At 61.4% G+C, this 18,621-nt stretch carries 19 protein-coding genes; 11 read left to right on the top strand and 8 right to left on the bottom strand.

Translation table 11 applies throughout. The features are described 5' to 3' along the window. Positions 1 to 3 precede the first annotated feature (3 nt). Positions 4 to 909 (bottom strand): LysR substrate-binding domain-containing protein, encoded by a 906-nt coding sequence (locus O3301_RS19970; protein ID WP_305057283.1) that lies wholly within the window; start codon positions 907 to 909, stop codon positions 4 to 6. Between the two features lie 93 nt (positions 910 to 1,002). Here O3301_RS19970 and O3301_RS19965 point away from each other — a divergent pair, with 93 nt between their 5' ends. Next, the gene (locus O3301_RS19965) at positions 1,003 to 1,470 is read left to right on the top strand and encodes a DMT family transporter (RefSeq protein WP_305057282.1); all 468 of its coding nucleotides are present in this window, start codon (positions 1,003 to 1,005) and stop codon (positions 1,468 to 1,470) included. A 68-nt stretch (positions 1,471 to 1,538) separates the two neighbouring features. Here the strand turns inward: O3301_RS19965 and O3301_RS19960 are convergent, their stop codons facing one another. From O3301_RS19960 to O3301_RS19945, 4 genes are all read right to left on the bottom strand, one after another. Next, positions 1,539 to 2,879 (bottom strand): TolC family outer membrane protein, encoded by a 1,341-nt coding sequence (locus tag O3301_RS19960; RefSeq protein WP_099666320.1) that lies wholly within the window; start codon positions 2,877 to 2,879, stop codon positions 1,539 to 1,541. A 141-nt stretch (positions 2,880 to 3,020) separates the two neighbouring features. Beyond that, positions 3,021 to 3,344: a rhodanese-like domain-containing protein gene (locus O3301_RS19955; protein ID WP_034745954.1), complete on the bottom strand. Its 324-nt coding sequence runs from the start codon at positions 3,342 to 3,344 to the stop codon at positions 3,021 to 3,023. Between the two features lie 13 nt (positions 3,345 to 3,357). Next, a complete protein-coding gene (locus O3301_RS19950) occupies positions 3,358 to 4,008 on the bottom strand; it encodes a protein-L-isoaspartate O-methyltransferase (RefSeq protein WP_034788761.1) in 651 nt (216 codons plus the stop codon). Between the two features lie 169 nt (positions 4,009 to 4,177). Further along, entirely contained in the window at positions 4,178 to 4,828 is a 651-nt protein-coding gene (locus tag O3301_RS19945; RefSeq protein WP_077408726.1) for a TetR/AcrR family transcriptional regulator, read from the bottom strand. A 336-nt stretch (positions 4,829 to 5,164) separates the two neighbouring features. Between O3301_RS19945 and O3301_RS19940 the strand changes: the two genes are divergently transcribed. Continuing rightward, a complete protein-coding gene (locus tag O3301_RS19940; RefSeq protein ID WP_305057281.1) occupies positions 5,165 to 6,034 on the top strand; it encodes a head GIN domain-containing protein in 870 nt (289 codons plus the stop codon). A 70-nt stretch (positions 6,035 to 6,104) separates the two neighbouring features. Next, positions 6,105 to 6,377 carry a YkgJ family cysteine cluster protein gene (locus tag O3301_RS19935; protein ID WP_305057280.1) on the top strand — a complete coding sequence of 91 codons (273 nt, stop codon included), beginning with the start codon at positions 6,105 to 6,107 and terminating at the stop codon, positions 6,375 to 6,377. Positions 6,378 to 6,413: 36 nt separating this feature from the next. On the opposite strand, the gene O3301_RS19930 is transcribed toward O3301_RS19935, so the two are convergent. After that, a complete protein-coding gene (locus O3301_RS19930; protein WP_077408729.1) occupies positions 6,414 to 6,650 on the bottom strand; it encodes a hypothetical protein in 237 nt (78 codons plus the stop codon). Between the two features lie 145 nt (positions 6,651 to 6,795). Here O3301_RS19930 and O3301_RS19925 point away from each other — a divergent pair, with 145 nt between their 5' ends. From O3301_RS19925 to O3301_RS19895, 7 genes are all read left to right on the top strand, one after another. Next, positions 6,796 to 7,566, top strand: coding sequence for a DeoR/GlpR family DNA-binding transcription regulator (locus tag O3301_RS19925; protein ID WP_305057279.1), 771 nt, complete (start codon positions 6,796 to 6,798; stop codon positions 7,564 to 7,566). Positions 7,567 to 7,598: 32 nt separating this feature from the next. Continuing rightward, positions 7,599 to 8,747: an MFS transporter gene (locus O3301_RS19920; protein ID WP_305057278.1), complete on the top strand. Its 1,149-nt coding sequence runs from the start codon at positions 7,599 to 7,601 to the stop codon at positions 8,745 to 8,747. Between the two features lie 156 nt (positions 8,748 to 8,903). Continuing rightward, positions 8,904 to 9,749: an undecaprenyl-diphosphate phosphatase gene (locus O3301_RS19915; protein ID WP_099666310.1), complete on the top strand. Its 846-nt coding sequence runs from the start codon at positions 8,904 to 8,906 to the stop codon at positions 9,747 to 9,749. Between the two features lie 6 nt (positions 9,750 to 9,755). Next, the gene (gene recQ / locus O3301_RS19910; RefSeq protein WP_305057277.1) at positions 9,756 to 11,579 is read left to right on the top strand and encodes a DNA helicase RecQ; all 1,824 of its coding nucleotides are present in this window, start codon (positions 9,756 to 9,758) and stop codon (positions 11,577 to 11,579) included. 11 nt (positions 11,580 to 11,590) lie between these two features. After that, positions 11,591 to 12,073: a hypothetical protein gene (locus O3301_RS19905; RefSeq protein ID WP_305057276.1), complete on the top strand. Its 483-nt coding sequence runs from the start codon at positions 11,591 to 11,593 to the stop codon at positions 12,071 to 12,073. Positions 12,074 to 12,117: 44 nt separating this feature from the next. Next, entirely contained in the window at positions 12,118 to 13,095 is a 978-nt protein-coding gene (locus O3301_RS19900) for a LysR family transcriptional regulator (protein WP_305057275.1), read from the top strand. Positions 13,096 to 13,257: 162 nt separating this feature from the next. Next, complete coding sequence (locus tag O3301_RS19895; protein WP_034785857.1) at positions 13,258 to 14,544, top strand: Glu/Leu/Phe/Val dehydrogenase; 1,287 nt, start codon at positions 13,258 to 13,260, stop codon at positions 14,542 to 14,544. Positions 14,545 to 14,684: 140 nt separating this feature from the next. On the opposite strand, the gene galE is transcribed toward O3301_RS19895, so the two are convergent. Both galE and trmB read right to left on the bottom strand, forming a co-directional pair. Then, positions 14,685 to 15,704, bottom strand: a complete 1,020-nt coding sequence (galE, locus tag O3301_RS19890) for a UDP-glucose 4-epimerase GalE (RefSeq protein ID WP_305057274.1) — start codon at positions 15,702 to 15,704, stop codon at positions 14,685 to 14,687. Positions 15,705 to 15,850: 146 nt separating this feature from the next. Then, entirely contained in the window at positions 15,851 to 16,531 is a 681-nt protein-coding gene (gene trmB / locus O3301_RS19885) for a tRNA (guanosine(46)-N7)-methyltransferase TrmB (protein WP_305057273.1), read from the bottom strand. A gap of 685 nt (positions 16,532 to 17,216) precedes the next feature. Here trmB and O3301_RS19880 point away from each other — a divergent pair. Beyond that, a complete protein-coding gene (locus O3301_RS19880) occupies positions 17,217 to 18,590 on the top strand; it encodes a hypothetical protein (protein WP_305057272.1) in 1,374 nt (457 codons plus the stop codon). Positions 18,591 to 18,621: the final 31 nt, after the last annotated feature.

Here is an 18,621-nt window from a genome sequence, read left to right as displayed (position 1 = left end):
ACCTCAGCCTGGCTCGGCGGCCTGTGCAATGGCCGCGCGCAGCCAGGCGATGCCCGCATCGCCGTCCGTGCGGCGGTGCCGTATCACTTCAAACGCAAACGGCGCAATGGCAAACGGCGCAGCGTACTGCGCCAGCCCTTGCGCCGCGCTGCCCTGCAAGGCGCGCCGCGCCACCGTCAGGATCAAGTCCGTCCCCCTCACAACATCCGGAGCGACCGTCCAGTACGGCACGCGCACGGCGATGCGGCGCGTCTGTCCCAACTGGGCCAGGGCCGCGTCGACTTCGGCCGCCATGCCACCCTCGCTGGACGCCACCAGCACATGGGGACGCGCCAGATAGGTGTCCAAACTCAGCATTTCACCGGCCGCCAGGCTGGCCGGATCGAGCGCGCACGCGAACGTTTCCTCAAATAAAGTTTCTCTATGCAGTTGCTCGGGCAGTTGCGGGAACACGCCGAGCGCCAGGTCGATCTCGCCATCCTGCACGCCAGCGATCACGGCCGGACGGCTGGCGTAGCTGACAACCAGGTCGATGCCGGGCGCGTCCGCGCGCAGGCGCCGCAGCAAAGCAGGCAAGAGCAAGGCCGCGCCGTAATCCGACATGGCCAGGCGAAACACGCGCTGCGCCGTGGCCGCCTCGAAGACGGCGCCGCCCAGCACGGAACGCACGCTTTGCAGGGCTTCGGCCAAGGGCCGCGCCAATTCCAGCGCGCGCGCCGTCGGCTGGAAGCCGCCCTTGCCGCGCAATAGCAGCGGGTCGCCGAGCAGGTGGCGCAAGCGGGCCAGCGCATGGCTGACGGCAGGCTGGCTCATATGTAACCGTTCGGCCGCGCGCGACAAATGGCGCTCGCTGAGCAGCGCATCCAGGATCACCAGCAAGTTCAAATCGACGGCGCGCAGATTATTCATTTCATGCATAGTTGGATGACAAACTACGAATTGGATTTAATCATGACAGCATAATACGATGATCGCATCAACTCAACAAAGATGGAGTCGCACATGCATGGATGGATCACCGTATTTGCCCCGCTGGCCATGCTGGCCGGCGCCGTCGTTCCCTTCCAGGCGGGCGCGAATGCCGCGCTGGGCCGCAACCTGGGCCACCCGCTGTGGGCCACCCTCGCCTCGCTGGCCGTCAGCGCCGTGCTCGCGTCGCTCGTGATGCTGCTCTGGCGGGTGCCGGCTCCGGATATCCAGCTCGCCATGCGCGGGCCCGGCTGGTCCTGGCTGGGCGGCGCGGCCGGCGTGTTCTATATTACCGCCGCGCTGATGCTGGCGCCGCGCATGGGGTCCGGCCCCTTCATGGCGGCCGTCATCGGCGGGCAAATGCTGGCCGCGCTGGCCATCGACCGCTACGGCTTGCTGGGCTTTGCCGTGAAGCATATTTCTCCGCTGCACTGGGCCGGTGCGGGGCTGGTGGTGGCGGGCGTGATCCTGACGCAAGTGGCCAACAGCCGCGCCGTGTGATAACACGGCAAGACGAAAAAAAACCAGCGCCGTCGCCGGTGCTGGTTTTGATCGTGCGCAATACTGGATTATTTGTCCAGCAAGGCATTGACGGGCATCAAATCCGTTTCCTTCAGGGTGCCGGCTGCCGCCTTCAGGCGCAAGCCGTTCATGATGGTGTCGTAGCGGGCTTTCGACAGGTCTTTTTGCGTCGAGAACAATTGTTTCTGCGCATTCAACACGTCGATATTGATGCGCACGCCCACTTGATAGCCGAGCTGGTTCGACTCCAGCGCCGATTTGCTCGACACTTCCGCCGCTTCCAGCGCCTTGACTTGCGCCAGGCCGCTATTGACGCCCAGGAAAGCCTGGCGCGCGCCCTGCGAGGCCGTGCGGCGTGCCGTTTCCAGGTCGTTGCGGGCCTTGTTTTCCAGCGCGATCGATTCGCGCACCTTGCTGGTGACGGCAAAGCCGCTGAAGATCGGGATGCTCCACTGCACGCCGATGGCATTATTGTTATTGCCGTTGCCATTGCCGCCACCCGAGGAATAGGTATGGCCAGCGTTGGCGATCAGGTCCACGGTCGGGTAGTGGCCGGCGCGGTTGCGGCCGATGTCGCGCTTGGCCGATTCCACATTGAACTGGGCCGTGACGACGCCGTAGTTCTGCTCTTCCGCGGACGACACCCACGGCTCGACGGCAGCCGGTTCAGGCGCGCTGATGACGACGCCCGTGCGCATCGGCGCCAGGGTGGTCGGCGCTTCGCCGATGATGGTTTGCAAGGCGCTGCGCTTGTTGGCCAGATCATTGATGGCGGCAAATTCCTGCGCCACCACCAGGTCGTAGGCCGCTTGCGCTTCGTGCGTGTCGGTAATCGTTTGCGTGCCGACTTCGAAGTTGCGCTTGGCCGATGCCAGTTGTTCCGTCGTGGCGACCTTTTGCGCCTGCGTGGCGCCCAGGTTGTCCTGCGCGCTCAGCACGTCGAAATACGCCTGCGCCACGCGGGTGATCAGGTCTTGCTGCACTTGTGCAAATTGCGCTTCGGCAATCGCCTGCGCCAGCTTGCTTTGCTGATAGGTTTCCCAGCGATCCCAGCGGAACAGCGGTTGCGCCAGTGTCAAATTGTAGGCATTCGTGCGCACATTCACGGACGGCGAGGTGATCTTGTTGCCGCCATTGTTCTGGGCGATCTGTTCCTGATTGCCACGCGTATTGCTGCCCGACGCGGAGATTTGCGGCAGCAAGCCTGCCAATCCCTGCGGAACCCGCTCCATCCCGGCCGACAGGGCCGCGCGCGCGCTGGCGTACTGCGCGTCATTGGCCAGCGCCTGCTGGTACACCTGGATGAGATCGGCCGCCTGCGCTTGCAGCGAGTATGTCATCGAGACAAAGGCGCTGGTCATCAGCACGGCGATAAGGGGTTTCCGCATTGCATTTCTCCGTTGGAGTCGTCAAAAGTTGATGGAATCAAAAATCTGCTACCGCTTGCCTTGCGCCCGCCGGGTGAGCGGGGTACAGGCCTCCGCAGGCATGCAGGAAAACATGCCTGGGTGCATCTACTGCAAAATAGCTTAGTATTTAGGCATCGCGCTGTCGACTTGCAGCGCCCAGGCATGCACGCCGCCCGTCAAATTACTGATCTTGCCAAAACCATTGCGCTCCAGGAAGGCTGCCACTTGCATGCTGCGCATGCCGTGATGGCAGATGCAGACGATTTCGGCGTCTTCATCGAGGTCATCGATGCGCGCAGGAATCGAATTCATCTGCATCAGGGTGGCACCGTCGAGGTGGCACAGGTCGAACTCCCACTGTTCCCGCACGTCCAGCAACAAGGGGCGCGGGCGGGAAGGGTCAGCCAGCCAGGCGGCCAGCTGCGGTGCACTCAAATGCTCCATCGAATCGGTCGCCTCAGAACTGGAAATGCGACGGTGCCACGGCTTGCAGCGGCGTGACATTGGTTTCAAACAGCTTGCGCGTGTCGTAGGCCTTGTCCGAGCTGCGCGTGATCAGGTGCGCCGACATGATCGGCGCTTCGCCGATGATGGCCAGGATGCGGCCGCCGACTTTCACTTGTTGCAACAGTGCTTCCGGCAACACGGCCAGGGCGCCGGACACGACGATCACGTCATACGGTGCGCCCTTGCTCCAGCCCTGGGCGCCGTCGCCCAGTTCCACGGTGACATTCGTCACGCCGTTGGCGGCCAGGGTCTGCTCGGCCAGGGTTTTCAATTGGGGAACGATTTCCACGCTCGTCACATGACGTGCCTTGTGCGCCAGCAACGCGGCCATGTAGCCGCTGCCGGTGCCGATTTCCAGTACATTTTCATGCTTTTTGACGGCTACGTCTTGCAAAATGCGTGCTTCCAGCTTCGGCGTCAACATGCATTCGCCACCGCCCAGTGGAATTTCGGTATCGACGAAGGCCAGGTTCTTATAGGCGGCCGGCACGAAATCTTCACGCTTGACCACGTTCAACAGCTCCAATACGTCGATATCCAGTACGTCCCATGGACGGATCTGCTGTTCGATCATATTGAAGCGGGCTTGTTCGATATTCATCTTTGGACTCGGTAAGTGAAGTAATAATCCGCCATTTTATCGTTGAACTGGCTGAAAGCACATGTTAACCATAAAGGCGGGGAATGGAGGAAATTTGCGACGATCTGCAGATTTGGGGGGGCGAACCTTGGAAAAGGGGCAACTGAACGGTAGAGGCAAGCTCCGCTTATCAACTTTTCCCGGGCGCCTCCACCTGCAAGCTGCGCAAGCTCATGTCGATAAAGGCATCCATGTAGGCGACGGGATCGATGTTCTTGACCTCGCACGGCAGGAAGGAGTGCGTCCACATCATCAGCATGGTGACGGGCGCGCTGAGGATGGTGCTGACCAGCACGGGATCGACCTGGCGGAATTCGCCGCGCTGCATGCCCCGTTCCAGCAAGGTGGCGATCAGCGCATTGCCGCGCGTGACCACCTCTTCGTTGTAAAACTGCGCCAGTTCCGGGAAATTGTTCGCTTCGGCCAGCATCAGCTTGGTCAAACCGGCCAGCTTGGTGGCGCCGAATTCTTCCCACCATTGCATCATCATGCTACGCAACAACTCGGCGCTGCTGCTGTCCGAGGCGGCCATGCTGTCTTCCGCCTCGCCGATGGAATGCACGATATTGTCGCGCACCACGGCCTTGAACAGCTCTTGCTTGTTCTCAAAGTACAGGTACAGGGTGCCTTTCGACACGCCGGCCCGCTTGGCCACATCCTCCAGGCGCGTCGATGCGAAGCCCCGTTCGACAAACAGGTCGAGGGCGGCGGCGAGCAATTCCTGCGGGCGGGCATCCTTGCGCCGCTCCCAGCGGGGCTTGGTATCAATCGGGGCTTGCATGTGTCTTTCCAAGTAACTTACTTTTGAGTCATTAATGGTAGACCGGTCTACCGTCAAGGTCAAGCGCTTCCCATGCGCGCGGCGCGGGACATCGTTCGGCACACCGAACACCGGCATTGTACGCTCCGCGCCGGCGTTGGCGGCACCTCCCTCTGGAGCCGGACTGCGGCGCCGGGTGAAGCAGAATGCGTTTCAGCCCCCATTTTGCGCAGTTCGTCGCATTTCCCTGCCAGCCAGCGCACCGCTTTGCTATCTTCTCATCGACAGCACGGCAGCCGCGGCGCGGCAGCCGGCTCTTTTCTTGTCCCGAACTAAAACAATCATAAAGGAAACACCATGCGTACCTTGCTGGCCCTGTGCTGTGCCGTTGCCCTTGGCGGTTGCGCCATCGTCATCAACCCCAACGATGGCGAAGTACGCTATGCCGATTCCAGCAGCAATGTCATCCAGGGCAATGGGCAAGTGAGCCGCGACGTGCGCCAGGTCAGCACCATCAGCGCGCTCGACATCGACAACATGAAGCGCATCGACATCAAGATCGACGTGCGCGTCGGCCCGACGGCATCGCTGGTGATCGAAGCGGACAGCAATCTGCAACCGCTGATCCATAGCGACGTGAACGGCAATACGCTGCGCCTGTGGAGCGACACGAACATTCGCAGCAGCAATGGTATCCACGTCATCTATACGACACCGCAATTGAGGAAGATCAACATCTCCGGCTCGGGCCGCCTGGTGGTCAGCGGCCTGAATGGCGACGATTTCAGCCTGGAACAGCGCGGGTCGATGAAGAGCGAATTGTCGGGCACGACGGGACGCTTCGACGTGGCCAACCATGGCTCGGGCAGCATTAACGCGGCGGCCCTCGCCAGCGGCAACACGGACGCGGTGCAGAACGGCTCGGGCAGCATCCAGCTGGGCAGCGTGCACGGCGAACGCATCAACGTGGCCGTCAACGGCTCGGGCAGCATCAGCGCCAACGGCGCCGTGCAGCGCCTCGACGCCAACGTGAATGGCTCGGGCGATGTCAACCTGGCGTCGCTGCGCAGCGACGTTGCCTATCTGGCGAGCAACGGCTCCGGCGACATCGACGTCAGCGTCCAGAATGAAGTCAACGCCCGCGCCAGCGGTTCCGGCCGGATCACCGTGCATGGCGATCCGGCCCGCCGCACTTTATCGGGCAAGCGCGTCAGCATCGTGCGCTGAACGCGCCCAGGCAACACATGGGAGCCGGCTTGCTATACTGTCGGCTCCTCACCCGCCCGTCTGAACTCCCATGTCACCATCTGCCACCCTGGCATGCCGTCCCTCGTGCGGCGCCTGCTGCACCGCACCGTCCATCACCAGCCCGATTCCCGGCATGCCAGAGGGAAAACCGGCGGGCGTGCGCTGCGTGCAGCTGGCCGATGACAACCGTTGCAATATCTTTGGCCAGCCGGAACGGCCCGCGTTTTGCGGCGGCTTGCAGCCATCCGCGGAGATGTGCGGCGACAACCGCGAACACGCGGTGCACTGGCTGGCCGAGCTGGAACGGCTGACGGCGCCCTGAGCGGCGGCGCGCACGGCGTCCCTGCTTGCGTCGCCCTTAGCGCGCGTCTTCCGCTTCCTCGGCGTCGCGCTGCCGCTTGTATTCCAGCAAGGTGGCAATCCCCAGATAGATCAGCAGAAGGCACACGGAATCGCGTGCATCGCTCCAGCCCAGCGTGCCATGACGCATCCAATGCAGCGCATTCAACACGATCATCATGCCCAGGATCAACCATCCACTGCGGCGCAGGGCGCGGCCCGGCAAACTTGCCTTGAAAGAGGTACTCGAAAACATGGCTGCCCTTATTTCATACCATTTTTTACAACACTAACAGAACTTATATCTTTTCGGCAATATTTGACGGAAACCTGCGTACGCTTGACTCTGTTTGCACGTTTGCGTATATTCTTGCACATTCTTGCACGTTTATAGGTTCACCATGTCCGCCACCTTGCTCCTCAAACAACGCCACGCGCTGATCCAGCAACAATTGCATGCCGACGGTCGCGTGCTGGCGCTGGACCTGGCGCGCCAGCTCGACGTATCCGAAGATACGATACGGCGCGACCTGCGCGAGATGGCGGCGGCCGGCCTGTGCCAGCGCGTGTATGGCGGCGCCCTGCCGCTGGCGCCGGACGGCGGCACCTTGAGCCAGCGCAAGCAGGAAGCGCCGGAACGCAAGGCGCGCCTGGCGCAGGCCGCCGTGTCCCTCGTGCGCGCGGGCCAGGTACTGTTTCTCGATGCGGGCTCGACCAACCTGGCCATCGCCAGCGCCTTGCCAGAGTTAGCGCTCACTGTCATCACCAACGCACCAGCCATTGCCATGACCCTGATGGAACGCCCGGAAATCGAGTTGATCATGGCTGGCGGCAGGGTCGACCGCAGCGCCGGCGCCAGCCTGGGACCGCAGGCGCTGCGCACCGTCGAGCGCATGCATCCCGACCTGTGTTTCCTCGGCGCTTGCGGCGCCGATGCGGACGCGGGGGTAACGGCCTTCAATTACGACGAGGCGGAATTCAAGCGCAGCATCGCCGGCGCCAGCAAGGCGGTGGTCGTGGCCGTCACCAGCGACAAGCTGGGCACCGCCGCACCCTTTGGCGTATTGGCCACGGGCTTGCTGCAGCACCTGGTGCTGGAAGCCGATGCCGACGCTGCCCACGTGGCCGCCTTTGAACGGCTGGGCGTGCAAGTGTTGCGCGCCCGCGCCTGATTTTATCCACCCCGACTTTGAAAAGCTCCCCCATGCATCTCACCGGCACCCTGCAACAACGCGCCACGCGCCTGGTCTTCTTCGCCGCCGGCCTCGGCATGGCCGCCTGGGCGCCCTTGGTTCCCTACGCCAAGTCGCGCCTGGGCCTCGATGAAGCCACCCTCGGCATTTTGCTGCTGTGCCTGGGCGCCGGCTCGCTGTGCGCGATGCCGTTTACGGGCATGCTCACGGCACGCTTCGGCTGCCGCAAGGTCATCGTTGGCGCCGGCCTGCTCCTGACCGCCATCCTGCCCGGCCTGGCGCTGGCTGCCACGCCGCTGCAACTGGGCCTGGTGCTGCTGGTGTTCGGCGCGGCCATGGGCACGTTTGACGTGGCCATCAATATCCAGGCCGTGATCATCGAAAAAGCCAACGGCGGCGCCATGATGTCGGGCTTTCATGCGCTGTTCAGCGTGGGCGGCTTCGCCGGCGCGGCCTGCATGGCCCTGCTGTTGTGGCTGGGCCTGACGCCGGCCTGGTCCTGCGTGGTGGTGATGCTGCTGCTGTGCGGCGTCCTGGGCGCGGCGCAAGGCCATCTGCTGCCGACGGCGTCCGCCTCCGGCGAAAAGACGCCGCTGTTCGTCATGCCGCATGGCGCCGTCATTTTCATTGGCCTGTTGTGCTTTATCGTCTTCCTGGCCGAAGGCGCCATCCTCGACTGGAGCGCCCTGTTCCTCACCACCACGCGCGGCGTGGAAGAAGCCAAGGGCGGCCTCGGCTACGCCGCCTTCGCCATCGCCATGACGGTGGGCCGTTTCACCGGCGACAAGGTGGTCAGCCACTTTGGCGGCAAGCGCGTGCTCACTTTTGGCGGCTTGTGCGCAGCGGCAGGCTTCTTCCTGGCCGTGCTGGCGCCGCACGCCAGCCTGGCCATGCTTGGCTTCGTGCTGATCGGCCTGGGCGCGGCGAATATCGTGCCCATCCTGTTTACGGCGGCAGGCAACCAGCATGCCATGCCGGCCAGCCTCGCCGTGGCGGCCATCACCACCATCGGCTACGCGGGCATCCTGGCCGGCCCGGCCGTGATCGGCTTCGTCGCCCACGCCACCAGCCTGAACATCGCCTTTGCCATGCTGGGCGCCGCCCTGCTGCTGGTGGCGGCCAGCGCGCGCCTGGTGGCGCCGGCAAAGCAGGTATCCTGATCCCTCCTCCTGTCTGGCGAACGGCGCTAAAAAAGCGCCGCCCAACTGCGCCCAAATAAGGTCCGCGGGCCTGCGGCATGGTAAGCTTCGACCCCGCGCACATTGCTGGCGCCACGCGGTCACCCCATCCTGTCACTTATACCCGTTTATACATCTATGGATCTCATTCTTGCGTTAAAAGCCATCATCATGGGGCTGGTCGAAGGTTTTACCGAATTCTTGCCGATTTCGTCCACGGGACATCTGATCCTGGCCGGCAGTCTGCTCGACTTTACCAAGGATGTCTCGAAAGAAGTCATGGATGTCTTCGAGATCGCCATCCAGGCCGGCGCCATCCTGGCCGTGTGCTGGGAATACCGCCAGCGCATCGGCAGCGTGCTGTCCACCTTCAGCACCGAAGTCAAGTCGCGCAAATTCGTGCTGAACGTGGCCATCGCCTTCATTCCACTGGCTGTCATCGGCCTGGCCATCGGCAAGATGATCAAGCATGCGCTGTTCAAGCCAGTACCGGTCGCCATGGCCTTCATCATCGGTGGCATCATCATCTTGCTGGTGGAGCGCCGCGCGCGCACCAATCCCGTCACCGTGCGCGTCAACTCGGTCGATGAAATGACGCCGTTCGACGCCCTGAAAGTGGGCTGCGCGCAGGCATTCGCTCTGATCCCTGGCACCAGCCGTTCCGGCTCGACCATCATCGGCGGCATGCTGCTAGGCCTGTCGCGCAAGACGGCCACCGAATTCTCGTTCTTCCTGGCCATCCCGACCTTGTTCGCGGCCACCTTCTACTCGCTGTACAAAGCGCGCGACATCCTGTCGGCCACCGACGTGCCCCTGTTCGGCCTGGGCACCGTGGCCGCCTTCATTTCCGCCTTCCTGTGCGTGCGCTGGCTGCTGCGCTACATCAGCTCGCACGACTTCACGTTTTTTGCCTGGTACCGCATTGTGTTCGGCTTGCTGGTGTTGGCCAGCGCCCACTACGGCTGGGTTGTTTGGGCAGAATAAGGCACTATGAATCAAGATCTTAACCAGCGCGCGCTGCACCTGCTGCAAACGGTTTTCGGCTACCCGGCCTTCCGCGGCCAGCAAGCCGACATCGTCGACCACGTCAGCCATGGCGGCGACGCGCTGGTGCTGATGCCCACGGGCGGCGGCAAATCGCTGTGCTACCAGATTCCCGCCCTGCTGCGCGACGGCGTCGGCGTCGTCGTCTCGCCACTGATCGCGCTGATGCAGGACCAGGTGGACGCGCTGGAAGAAGTCGGCGTGCGTGCCGCCTTCCTCAATTCCACGCAAACCTACGAGGAAGCGAGCCGCATTGAGCGCCTGGTGCGCACGGGCGGCATCGACGTCGTCTACGTGGCGCCAGAACGCCTGATGACGCAGCGTTGTCTGGACCTGTTCCAGGCCTCGAAGATCTCCCTGTTCGCCATCGATGAGGCGCATTGCGTGGCCCAGTGGGGCCACGACTTCCGCCCCGAATACATCAAGCTGTCGGTGCTGCACGAGCAGTTTCCGGACGTGCCGCGCATCGCGCTCACGGCCACGGCCGATCCGCAGACGCGCGCCGAAATCGCCCTGCGCCTGCAGCTGGAAGACGCGCGCCAGTTCGTCTCGTCCTTCGACCGCCCGAACATCCGCTACCAGATCGTGGAAAAGGCGAATGGCCGCAAGCAGTTGCTCGACTTCATCAACACGGAACACGCGGGCGACTGCGGCATCGTCTACTGCCTGTCGCGTAAAAAAGTCGAGGAGACGGCGGAATTTCTGAACCAGAGCGGCATCCGCGCCCTGCCCTATCACGCCGGCATGGAATACGCGAAACGCAGCGCCAACCAGGCGCGCTTCCTGCGCGAAGAAAACATCGTCATGGTCGCCACCATCGCCTTCGGCATGGGCATCGACAAGCCCGACGTGCGTTTCGTCGCCCACCTGGATCTACCGAAAAGCATCGAGGGCTATTACCAGGAAACGGGGCGCGCGGGCCGCGACGGCATGGCCGCCAACGCGTGGATGGCGTACGGCTTGCAGGACGTGGTGCTGCAGCGGCGCATGATCGACGAATCGGAGGCGGACGACACCTTCAAGCGCGTGCTGGGCGTCAAACTCGACGCCATGCTGGGCCTGTGCGAAACGCTCAGCTGCCGCCGCATGCGATTGCTCGAATACTTCGGCGAACCGGCTTCGCCGTGCGGCAATTGTGACACCTGCCTGGTGCCGCCAATCTCGTTCGACGGCACCGTGCCCGTGCAAAAACTGCTGTCGGCCATCTACCGCGTCGACCAGCGCTTCGCCGGCGGCCACGTGATCGACGTGCTGCGCGGCGTGGAATCGGAGCGCATCAAGACCTGGCACCACGACTCGCTGTCCGTCTTCGGCATCGGCTCGGACCTGGGCGAAGCGGAATGGAAATCGATTCTGCGCCAGGCCATCGCGCTGGGCCTCGTCTCGGTCGACCATGAACAATACAGCTCGCTGAAACTGACGGATGCCTCGCGCCCCGTGCTCAAGGGCGGCCAGAAAGTGCAGCTGCGCCAGTACCAGAAACCGGTGAAAACCAGCAAGCGCAGCACCAGCGTGGCGAAGGGCTATGTCGAGACGGATCTGTCCACCAGCGAACAGGCGATTTTCGACAGGCTGCGCTGGTGGCGCGTGGAGACGGCACGCACGCACAACGTGCCGGCCTACGTGATTTTTGTCGACGCCACCCTGCGCGAAATCGCCAAGGCCAAGCCCACCTCGCTCGAGCAGATGCGCGGCGTGAGCGGCGTGGGCGAGAAAAAACTGGCCTCGTACGGCGACGAAATCGTAGCCATGATCCTGGAGATGATTTGATGGAAGATTTGATGGAAGCACTCTCGTCCGACCTGATCTATCAGGCCGTGAAAATTCTCGGCGCCCAGCCCGGCGCCGAAGACGCGGTGGAAGCGCAAGTACGGTTACTGGTGCAGGACGATCTCACCGTGCGCCGCCTGGCCGACGTGGTGCCGGAAGCCTTCGGCCTGGTGCTGGCGTCGCACCTGCCCGGCGCCGAAAACATGACCCTGCCCCATACCTTCTGCGCCCAGGACGAGGACGGCGAATGGGTGGAGTTTCCCATGCGCCGCGAGCCGATCTTTGTCGTCGCCGCGGATATCGCCCAGCACACTTTCCACAACGGCCCGCGCGCGCTGATACAAAACCTGGCCAACCGCAGCTCCTTGCTGTCGGCCATCAACAAGGCCTTGAATGCGGGCGGCTCGCTCGACGGCACGACCCTGGGTCCGCCATCCTTCTTCGGCCTGCCGGCATCGCTGTACCAGCCGGCGGCATCACCCGCTACGCCCTGAGCACTTCACTTTGCCCTTGTCCTTGATAAGAGAACGCTGCCGCGATGGAAACCAAATGGCTGGAAGACTTCATTTCGCTCGCTGAAACGCATAACTTCAGCCGTTCCGCGGCCCTGCGCCACGTCACCCAGCCGGCCTTCTCGCGGCGCATCCAGTCGCTGGAAAACTGGCTCGGCATCGACCTGGTCGACCGCACCTCCTACCCAACGCGCCTGACGCCCGCCGGCGCCGTATTCTACGAGCAGGCACTGGAAATGCTGGGGCAGATCAACGGCGTGCGCGCCCTGTTGCGCGGCAAGCGTGCGGCTACGCAAACGAGCGTCGATTTCGCCGTGCCCCATACCCTGTCGCTGACCTTCATGCCGAAATGGCTGACGGCCCTGGAAGAAGGTTTTGCGCCGATCAACAGCCGCCTGATGGCGCTGAACGTGCACGACGCCGTACTGCAATTGGTCGACGGCGGCTGCGACCTGCTGCTGTGCTATCACCATCCGCGCCAGCCGGTGCAGCTGGACCCGGGCCGCTACGACATGCTGGTGATGGGCCGCGAAACCCTGCGCGCCTATGCGCGCTGCGGCCAGGACAAGGTGCCGGACTTCGTCCTGCCCGGCAGCGCCAAGGAGCCGCTGCCCTTCCTCTCCTACACCAGCAACGCCTACCTGGGACGCATGGTGGAATTGCTGGTGGCCGACGCCAAGGCGCCGCTGTTCCTGGAAACCTGCTACGAAACGGACATGGCCGAAGGCTTGAAGATGATGGCGCTGGAAGGCCGCGGCATCGCCTTCCTGCCCGAATCGGCCGTCATGCGCGACGTCAAATACAAACACCTGGCGCGCGCCGATGGCGGTGCGCCAGGCTGGGAAATCGAGCTGGAAATCCGCCTGTACCGCGAACGCCCATCGAGCCTGCGTCCCGGCAAGCAGATCGTCGAAAGCCTGTGGCAATACCTGGTGCAGTCGCAGGATGGCAAGGCGCGCATGGGCAAGCGCCGCAAACGCACCACCGAGGCCACCCAGTCCTGACTGGCAATCCTGGCAACACAACTATGCAATAAATGCATAACCGGATGCGCACAAAGCATTGGCCGGGGCATGAGGCTATCGCCTACGATGCGGTTCCGCTGCGCGCAGCTGCATATCGGCTGTGCCTCTAACGTATTCGTATTGTCCAGGAGCTTATCAAGCATGACCAGCAAGCACGCACTTCCTTCCTACCTGAATCCTGAAGACCTTGGCCCATGGGGCGTCTACCTCGAGCAGATCGACCGCGTTACGCCGTACCTGGGCAACCTGTCGCGCTGGGTGGAAACGCTGAAGCGTCCAAAGCGCATCCTGACGGTCGACGTACCCATCGAGCGCGATGACGGCACCATTGCCCACTACGAAGGCTACCGCGTGCAGCACAACCTGTCGCGCGGCCCAGGCAAGGGCGGCGTGCGCTTCCACCAGGACGTGACGTTGTCGGAAGTGATGGCCCTGTCGGCCTGGATGACGGTCAAGAATGCCGCCGTCAACGTGCCATACGGCGGCGCCAAAGGCGGTATCCGTGTCGATCCAAAGACCCTGTCGCGCAACGAACTGCAACGCCTGACCCGCCGCTACACGAGCGAGATCAGCATGATCATCGGACCGAACAAGGATATCCCGGCGCCGGACGTCAACACGAATGAACAAGTCATGGCGTGGATGATGGACAGCTACGCCATGATCGGCGGCAATATGTCGACCGGCGTGGTGACGGGCAAGCCAATTTCGCTGGGCGGCAGCCTGGGTCGCCGCGATGCGACGGGCCGCGGCGTGTTCGTCGTCGGTTGCGATGCGGCCGCCAAGGTCGGCATGTCGCTCGAAGGCGCGAAAGTCATCGTGCAAGGTTTCGGCAACGTGGGCGGCGTCGCTGCACGCATGTTCGCTGAAGCCGGCTCGAAAGTGGTGGCGGTACAAGACCACAAGACCACCGTCGTGCACGCTGGCGGCTTGAACATCCCGCAACTGCTGGCACACGTGGCCGAAGTGGGCAGCGTCGAAGGCTTCCCGGGCGCCGAGGCATTCGTGCCACGCGAAGATTTCTGGGGCATCGATTGCGACATCCTGATCCCGGCCGCGCTGGAACAGCAGATCACGGCTGAACGCGCTCAAGTCATCCGTGCCAAGATCATCCTGGAAGGCGCCAATGGCCCGACCCTGCCGGCAGCGGACGACATCCTGACGGACCGCGGCGTGCTGATCGTGCCGGACGTGCTGGCCAACGCCGGCGGCGTGACCGTCAGCTACTTCGAATGGGCGCAGAACTTCTCGAGCTTCTTCTGGACGGAAGAAGAAATCAACAGCCGCCTGACCCGCATCATGCGCGAAGCGTTCGACGCCGTATGGCAAGTGTCGCAAGAGAAGAAAGTGTCGATGCGTACCGCGACCTTCATCCTGGCGTGCACCCGTGTTCTCCAGGCTCGCGAAGTGCGCGGCCTGTACCCATAATGGCTGCCTGAGAAAAAGCCCGGGGCGTTGTTGCCGTGCCTAGCCCCGGGCATTTTTCAGGCGCCATTGGGTTGATGGCGCTCTAAAAAAATCCCGCCACACTTGCGTGTGAGCGGGATTTTTTGTATCTGGCAGATTTTTTACGCCGCGTAGCCTTGCGGATTCTGGTGCTGCCAGCGCCAGTGGTCGCGGCACATGTCGTCGATGTTTTTCTGTGCTTGCCAGCCCAGCAGTTCCTTCGCCTTGTCGGCCGAGGCGTAGCAACTGGCGATGTCGCCCGGGCGGCGCGGCACGATGTCGTACGGTACCTGGCGGCCGCTGGCGGCTTCGAAGGCGCGAACGGTGTCGAGCACGCTGTAACCGTGGCCCGTGCCCAGGTTGACGGTAAAGCCACCCTCGGTGGCAAACAGGCGGTTCAACGCGGCCACGTGGCCCAGCGCCAGGTCGACCACGTGGATATAGTCGCGCACGCCCGTGCCATCCGGCGTGGCGTAGTCGTTGCCGAAGACGGCCAGGCGCTCGCGGCGGCCCACGGCCACCTGGGCGATGAAGGGCATCAGGTTGTTCGGGATGCCGGCCGGATCTTCGCCGATCAAGCCGCTGGCATGCGCACCGACCGGATTGAAGTAGCGCAACACGCCGACTTGCCACTGTGCATCAGCATGCACGAGATCCGCCAGGATCTGCTCGACCATCAGCTTCGAGCGGCCGTACGGGTTGGTCACGGACAGGCGCGACGTTTCCAGGATCGGCAAGGCTTCCGGGTCGCCATACACGGTGGCCGACGAGCTGAACACAAAACGCTTCACGTTCGCCGCCGCCAGCACTTCCAGCAAGGCCACGGTGCCCGTGACATTGTTGTCCATATACATCAGTGGCTGCGCCACGGATTCGCCCACAGCCTTCAAGCCCGCGAAATGGATCACGGCATCGATGGCGTGCTCGCGCAGGACGGCGGCCATGGCCGCGCGGTCGCGCACGTCCGCTGCATAGAAGGGCAAGCTTTTGCCGGAGATGCGCTCCACGCGCGCCATCGCTTCGCGCGCGCTATTACACAGGTTATCCACCGCGACGACTTCAAAGCCGGCAGCCAGCAATTCGACACAGGTATGCGAGCCGATGAAACCGGATGCGCCCGTCACGAGTATTTTCTTGGACATAATATCAATCAATGCAAAAAAGATAAGACTACCGTAATTCCCCCGCCTTGCCTAGCCAGCGCACTAGCGCGCATTAAAAAAAGCCTGCGGCGTCGCCGCGGCAGGCTTGTTCTCGTGCAAACGGCACGGGTGGGCAAACCGCCAGGTTATTTCTTGATGAACACCAGATCCCACACGCCATGGCCCAGCTTCAAGCCACGGTTTTCAAACTTGGTCAGAGGACGATACGCCGGCTGCGGCGCATAGCCTTCGGCACTATTGTGCAGCTGCGGCTCGGCGCCCAGTACTTCCAGCATTTGCACCGCATAATCTTCCCAATCCGTGGCGCAATGCAGATAGCCGCCCGGCGCCAGGCGATCGGTCAATTGCTTGACGAACGGCGACTGGATCAGGCGGCGCTTGTTATGGCGCGCCTTGTGCCATGGATCGGGGAAGAACACGTGGATACCGGCCAGCGAATTGGCGGGAATCATGTGCGTCAGCACTTCCACGGCATCGTGCTGCAGCAGACGCAGATTCGTCAGCGACTCTTCGCCGATCAGCTTCAGCAGGCTGCCGACACCGGGCGTATGCACTTCGACGCCGATGAAATCCTTCTCCGGCATGGCTTTGGCGATATGCGCGGTCGTCGCGCCCATGCCGAAGCCGATTTCCAGGATGACGGGCGCCTTGCGGCCGAACACCTGCTCGAAATCCATCGGTTCTTTGGCGAAAGGCAACAGAAACTGCGGGCCCAGAGTCTCGAGCGCGCGCGCCTGCGCCACGGAAAGCCGTCCCGCGCGGGTCACGAAACTGCGGATGCGGTGTTCGGTCGGATCGTACATCATCGGCCGCGCCGGGCCGTTTGCTGGGGTATCAGAAGACATGGGAATGGAGAAATAAGTGGCTGCGCCGCATCAAGCCAGGCGCCAGCGAAAAATGGAGCGGGTGAAGGGAATCGAACCCTCGTCGTAAGCTTGGGAAGCTCGACAAGGAACTCAACAACCATGCGGGCTTGCGGCCCGTTTCTGCTCCGCAAAGGTGACATTATAGCAGCCCCACAGGTAGCTATCTATGCGGTGCTTTTTGTGTTTGAGGAGCAAATTATGGTAGCTTGATGATAAACCGACGTTGATCAGCCGCACCTTGACAAATGATCAAGCACCTACCGGCGTCGTAACCATGTGAGTTGGGTTGCAACGTGCTGGCATAAGATACCGCAACCGTTACCAGACTCGAGATACCTATGCCAGCATGATGCTCTCTTCAGGTGAGCATCTAATGTGAGTCACAAAGCAGATGGGGCATGCAGACGGGGAGTATGATTTCACGATTGTACGGTCGGTGCATGCCAAATGCTGCCCTAAAGCTGGAAAATGGATAGAGATCGCGTTTGGACCTCCCTCCCTTAAAGGCAATTGGAACGTTGCCGCTCATATCGCAAAACAGTAATCATCCTTGCATGAAAAATTTGTAATTTACCGAAAAGCGTGTACATTTAACATATTTTTCCATATAGCAATAGCATAAACAATGAACCAACAAATAACGGTCCCGGTAAGCAAGCTCGATTTCGATCTACAGAATCCACGCTACCCTGTACAAAACAGCGATCGCGAAGCACTCGAAAAGATCTTACTTTCGAGCATGCCAAAAAGTCTCAAGCTTGCAGAACACATTGTCAAGTATGGCCAAAATCCTACTGATCTCATCATCGTTATAGAAAACGGTACCAGATATACAGTTCTGGAAGGTAACCGCCGAACCTCAGTCCTCAAAGTCCTATCAAAGCCAGTCTTGCTTGATTCGATGCCAACTGGTGCCGGAGTACCTGCATTTTGCAAGCGAATGAAAGCTCTCGCTACCAAGGCCAACAATTCCACAGTTAACAAGGTAACAGTGGTGTTATTTCCGTCTCGAATTGCCGCGGATCCTTGGATCAACTTAAAGCATACAGGGCCTAATGATGGAGCTGGAACGGTCCCATGGGACTCGATAGCCAAATCTCGGTACAGCAATAAGGGAGACATTGGACTGGAGCTGCTCGACTTCGGCAAGGCGAACAACTGGTTCACGGACGATGATCTCAAAAACTCCAGCGGCGGGCCATTTCCGCTGTCTACATTGAATCGACTCTTGGGGGATCCACAGATTCGAACTGCTCTCGGCCTCGATCTGCTAAATGGCGTGCTACTTTCGCGGGTATCCGTTGATGAACTAGCAAAAGGAGTGAAGCAAGTAGTTGCCGATCTTTCTACTGCAAAATGGAACGTTACCAAACTTAAGTTAAAGGGAGATCGGAAGAACTACCTACAGCAATTCCCAGCAGCGTCGCTACCACAAGAGGCTGCGGGAGGCGCTGCCGCCTGGCAGGTGGATGTTGAATCCGTGCCGCAGCCGGCACCTCAGGAACCAACGGCACCGAAGCCTCGACAAAAAAGCAGCACACGGAAAGCTCTAATACCTAAAGATTTTGTCATCACTACAAGCCCAAAGAGCCCGCGCCTAAATCGAATCCTGGCTGAACTGAAAAAGATGGAGGTTGAAAAGCAAGAGAACGCAGTTGCGGTACTCTTCCGTACCTATATCGAGTTGACTTTGGATGACTATATTGCCCGTACCAGTCTTAAATTCGCTATGTCTCGCCCTCCACAAGCGTCACTCGCAGAGAAGGCAAAGGGTGCTGCGGCACACCTCAAGACGTTAGGATTGTTAGACAAAAATCAATCCGCAAACGTTGATAGGCTCGTTGGTATCAACTCCGATCCAAAATCAGAATTTGGCAGTATTACCACCTTGCATTCGTTTGTACACTCTAGGCACTCCAACCCGATACCGTCTGAACTGCAGCTCGCTTGGGATAACATCGCCCCGTTCATGCACCTCGTCGGTCACGTGGAAGATTAAGGTGGCCACCCCTGAGAAAAACGGGTACAGT

This window comes from Janthinobacterium sp. SUN211, from assembly GCF_030587315.1.
GTDB classification, from domain to species: domain Bacteria; phylum Pseudomonadota; class Gammaproteobacteria; order Burkholderiales; family Burkholderiaceae_D; genus Janthinobacterium; species Janthinobacterium kumbetense.
Note: the sequence above shows the minus strand (reverse complement) of the source record. Positions and strands in the feature narration are given on the sequence as shown.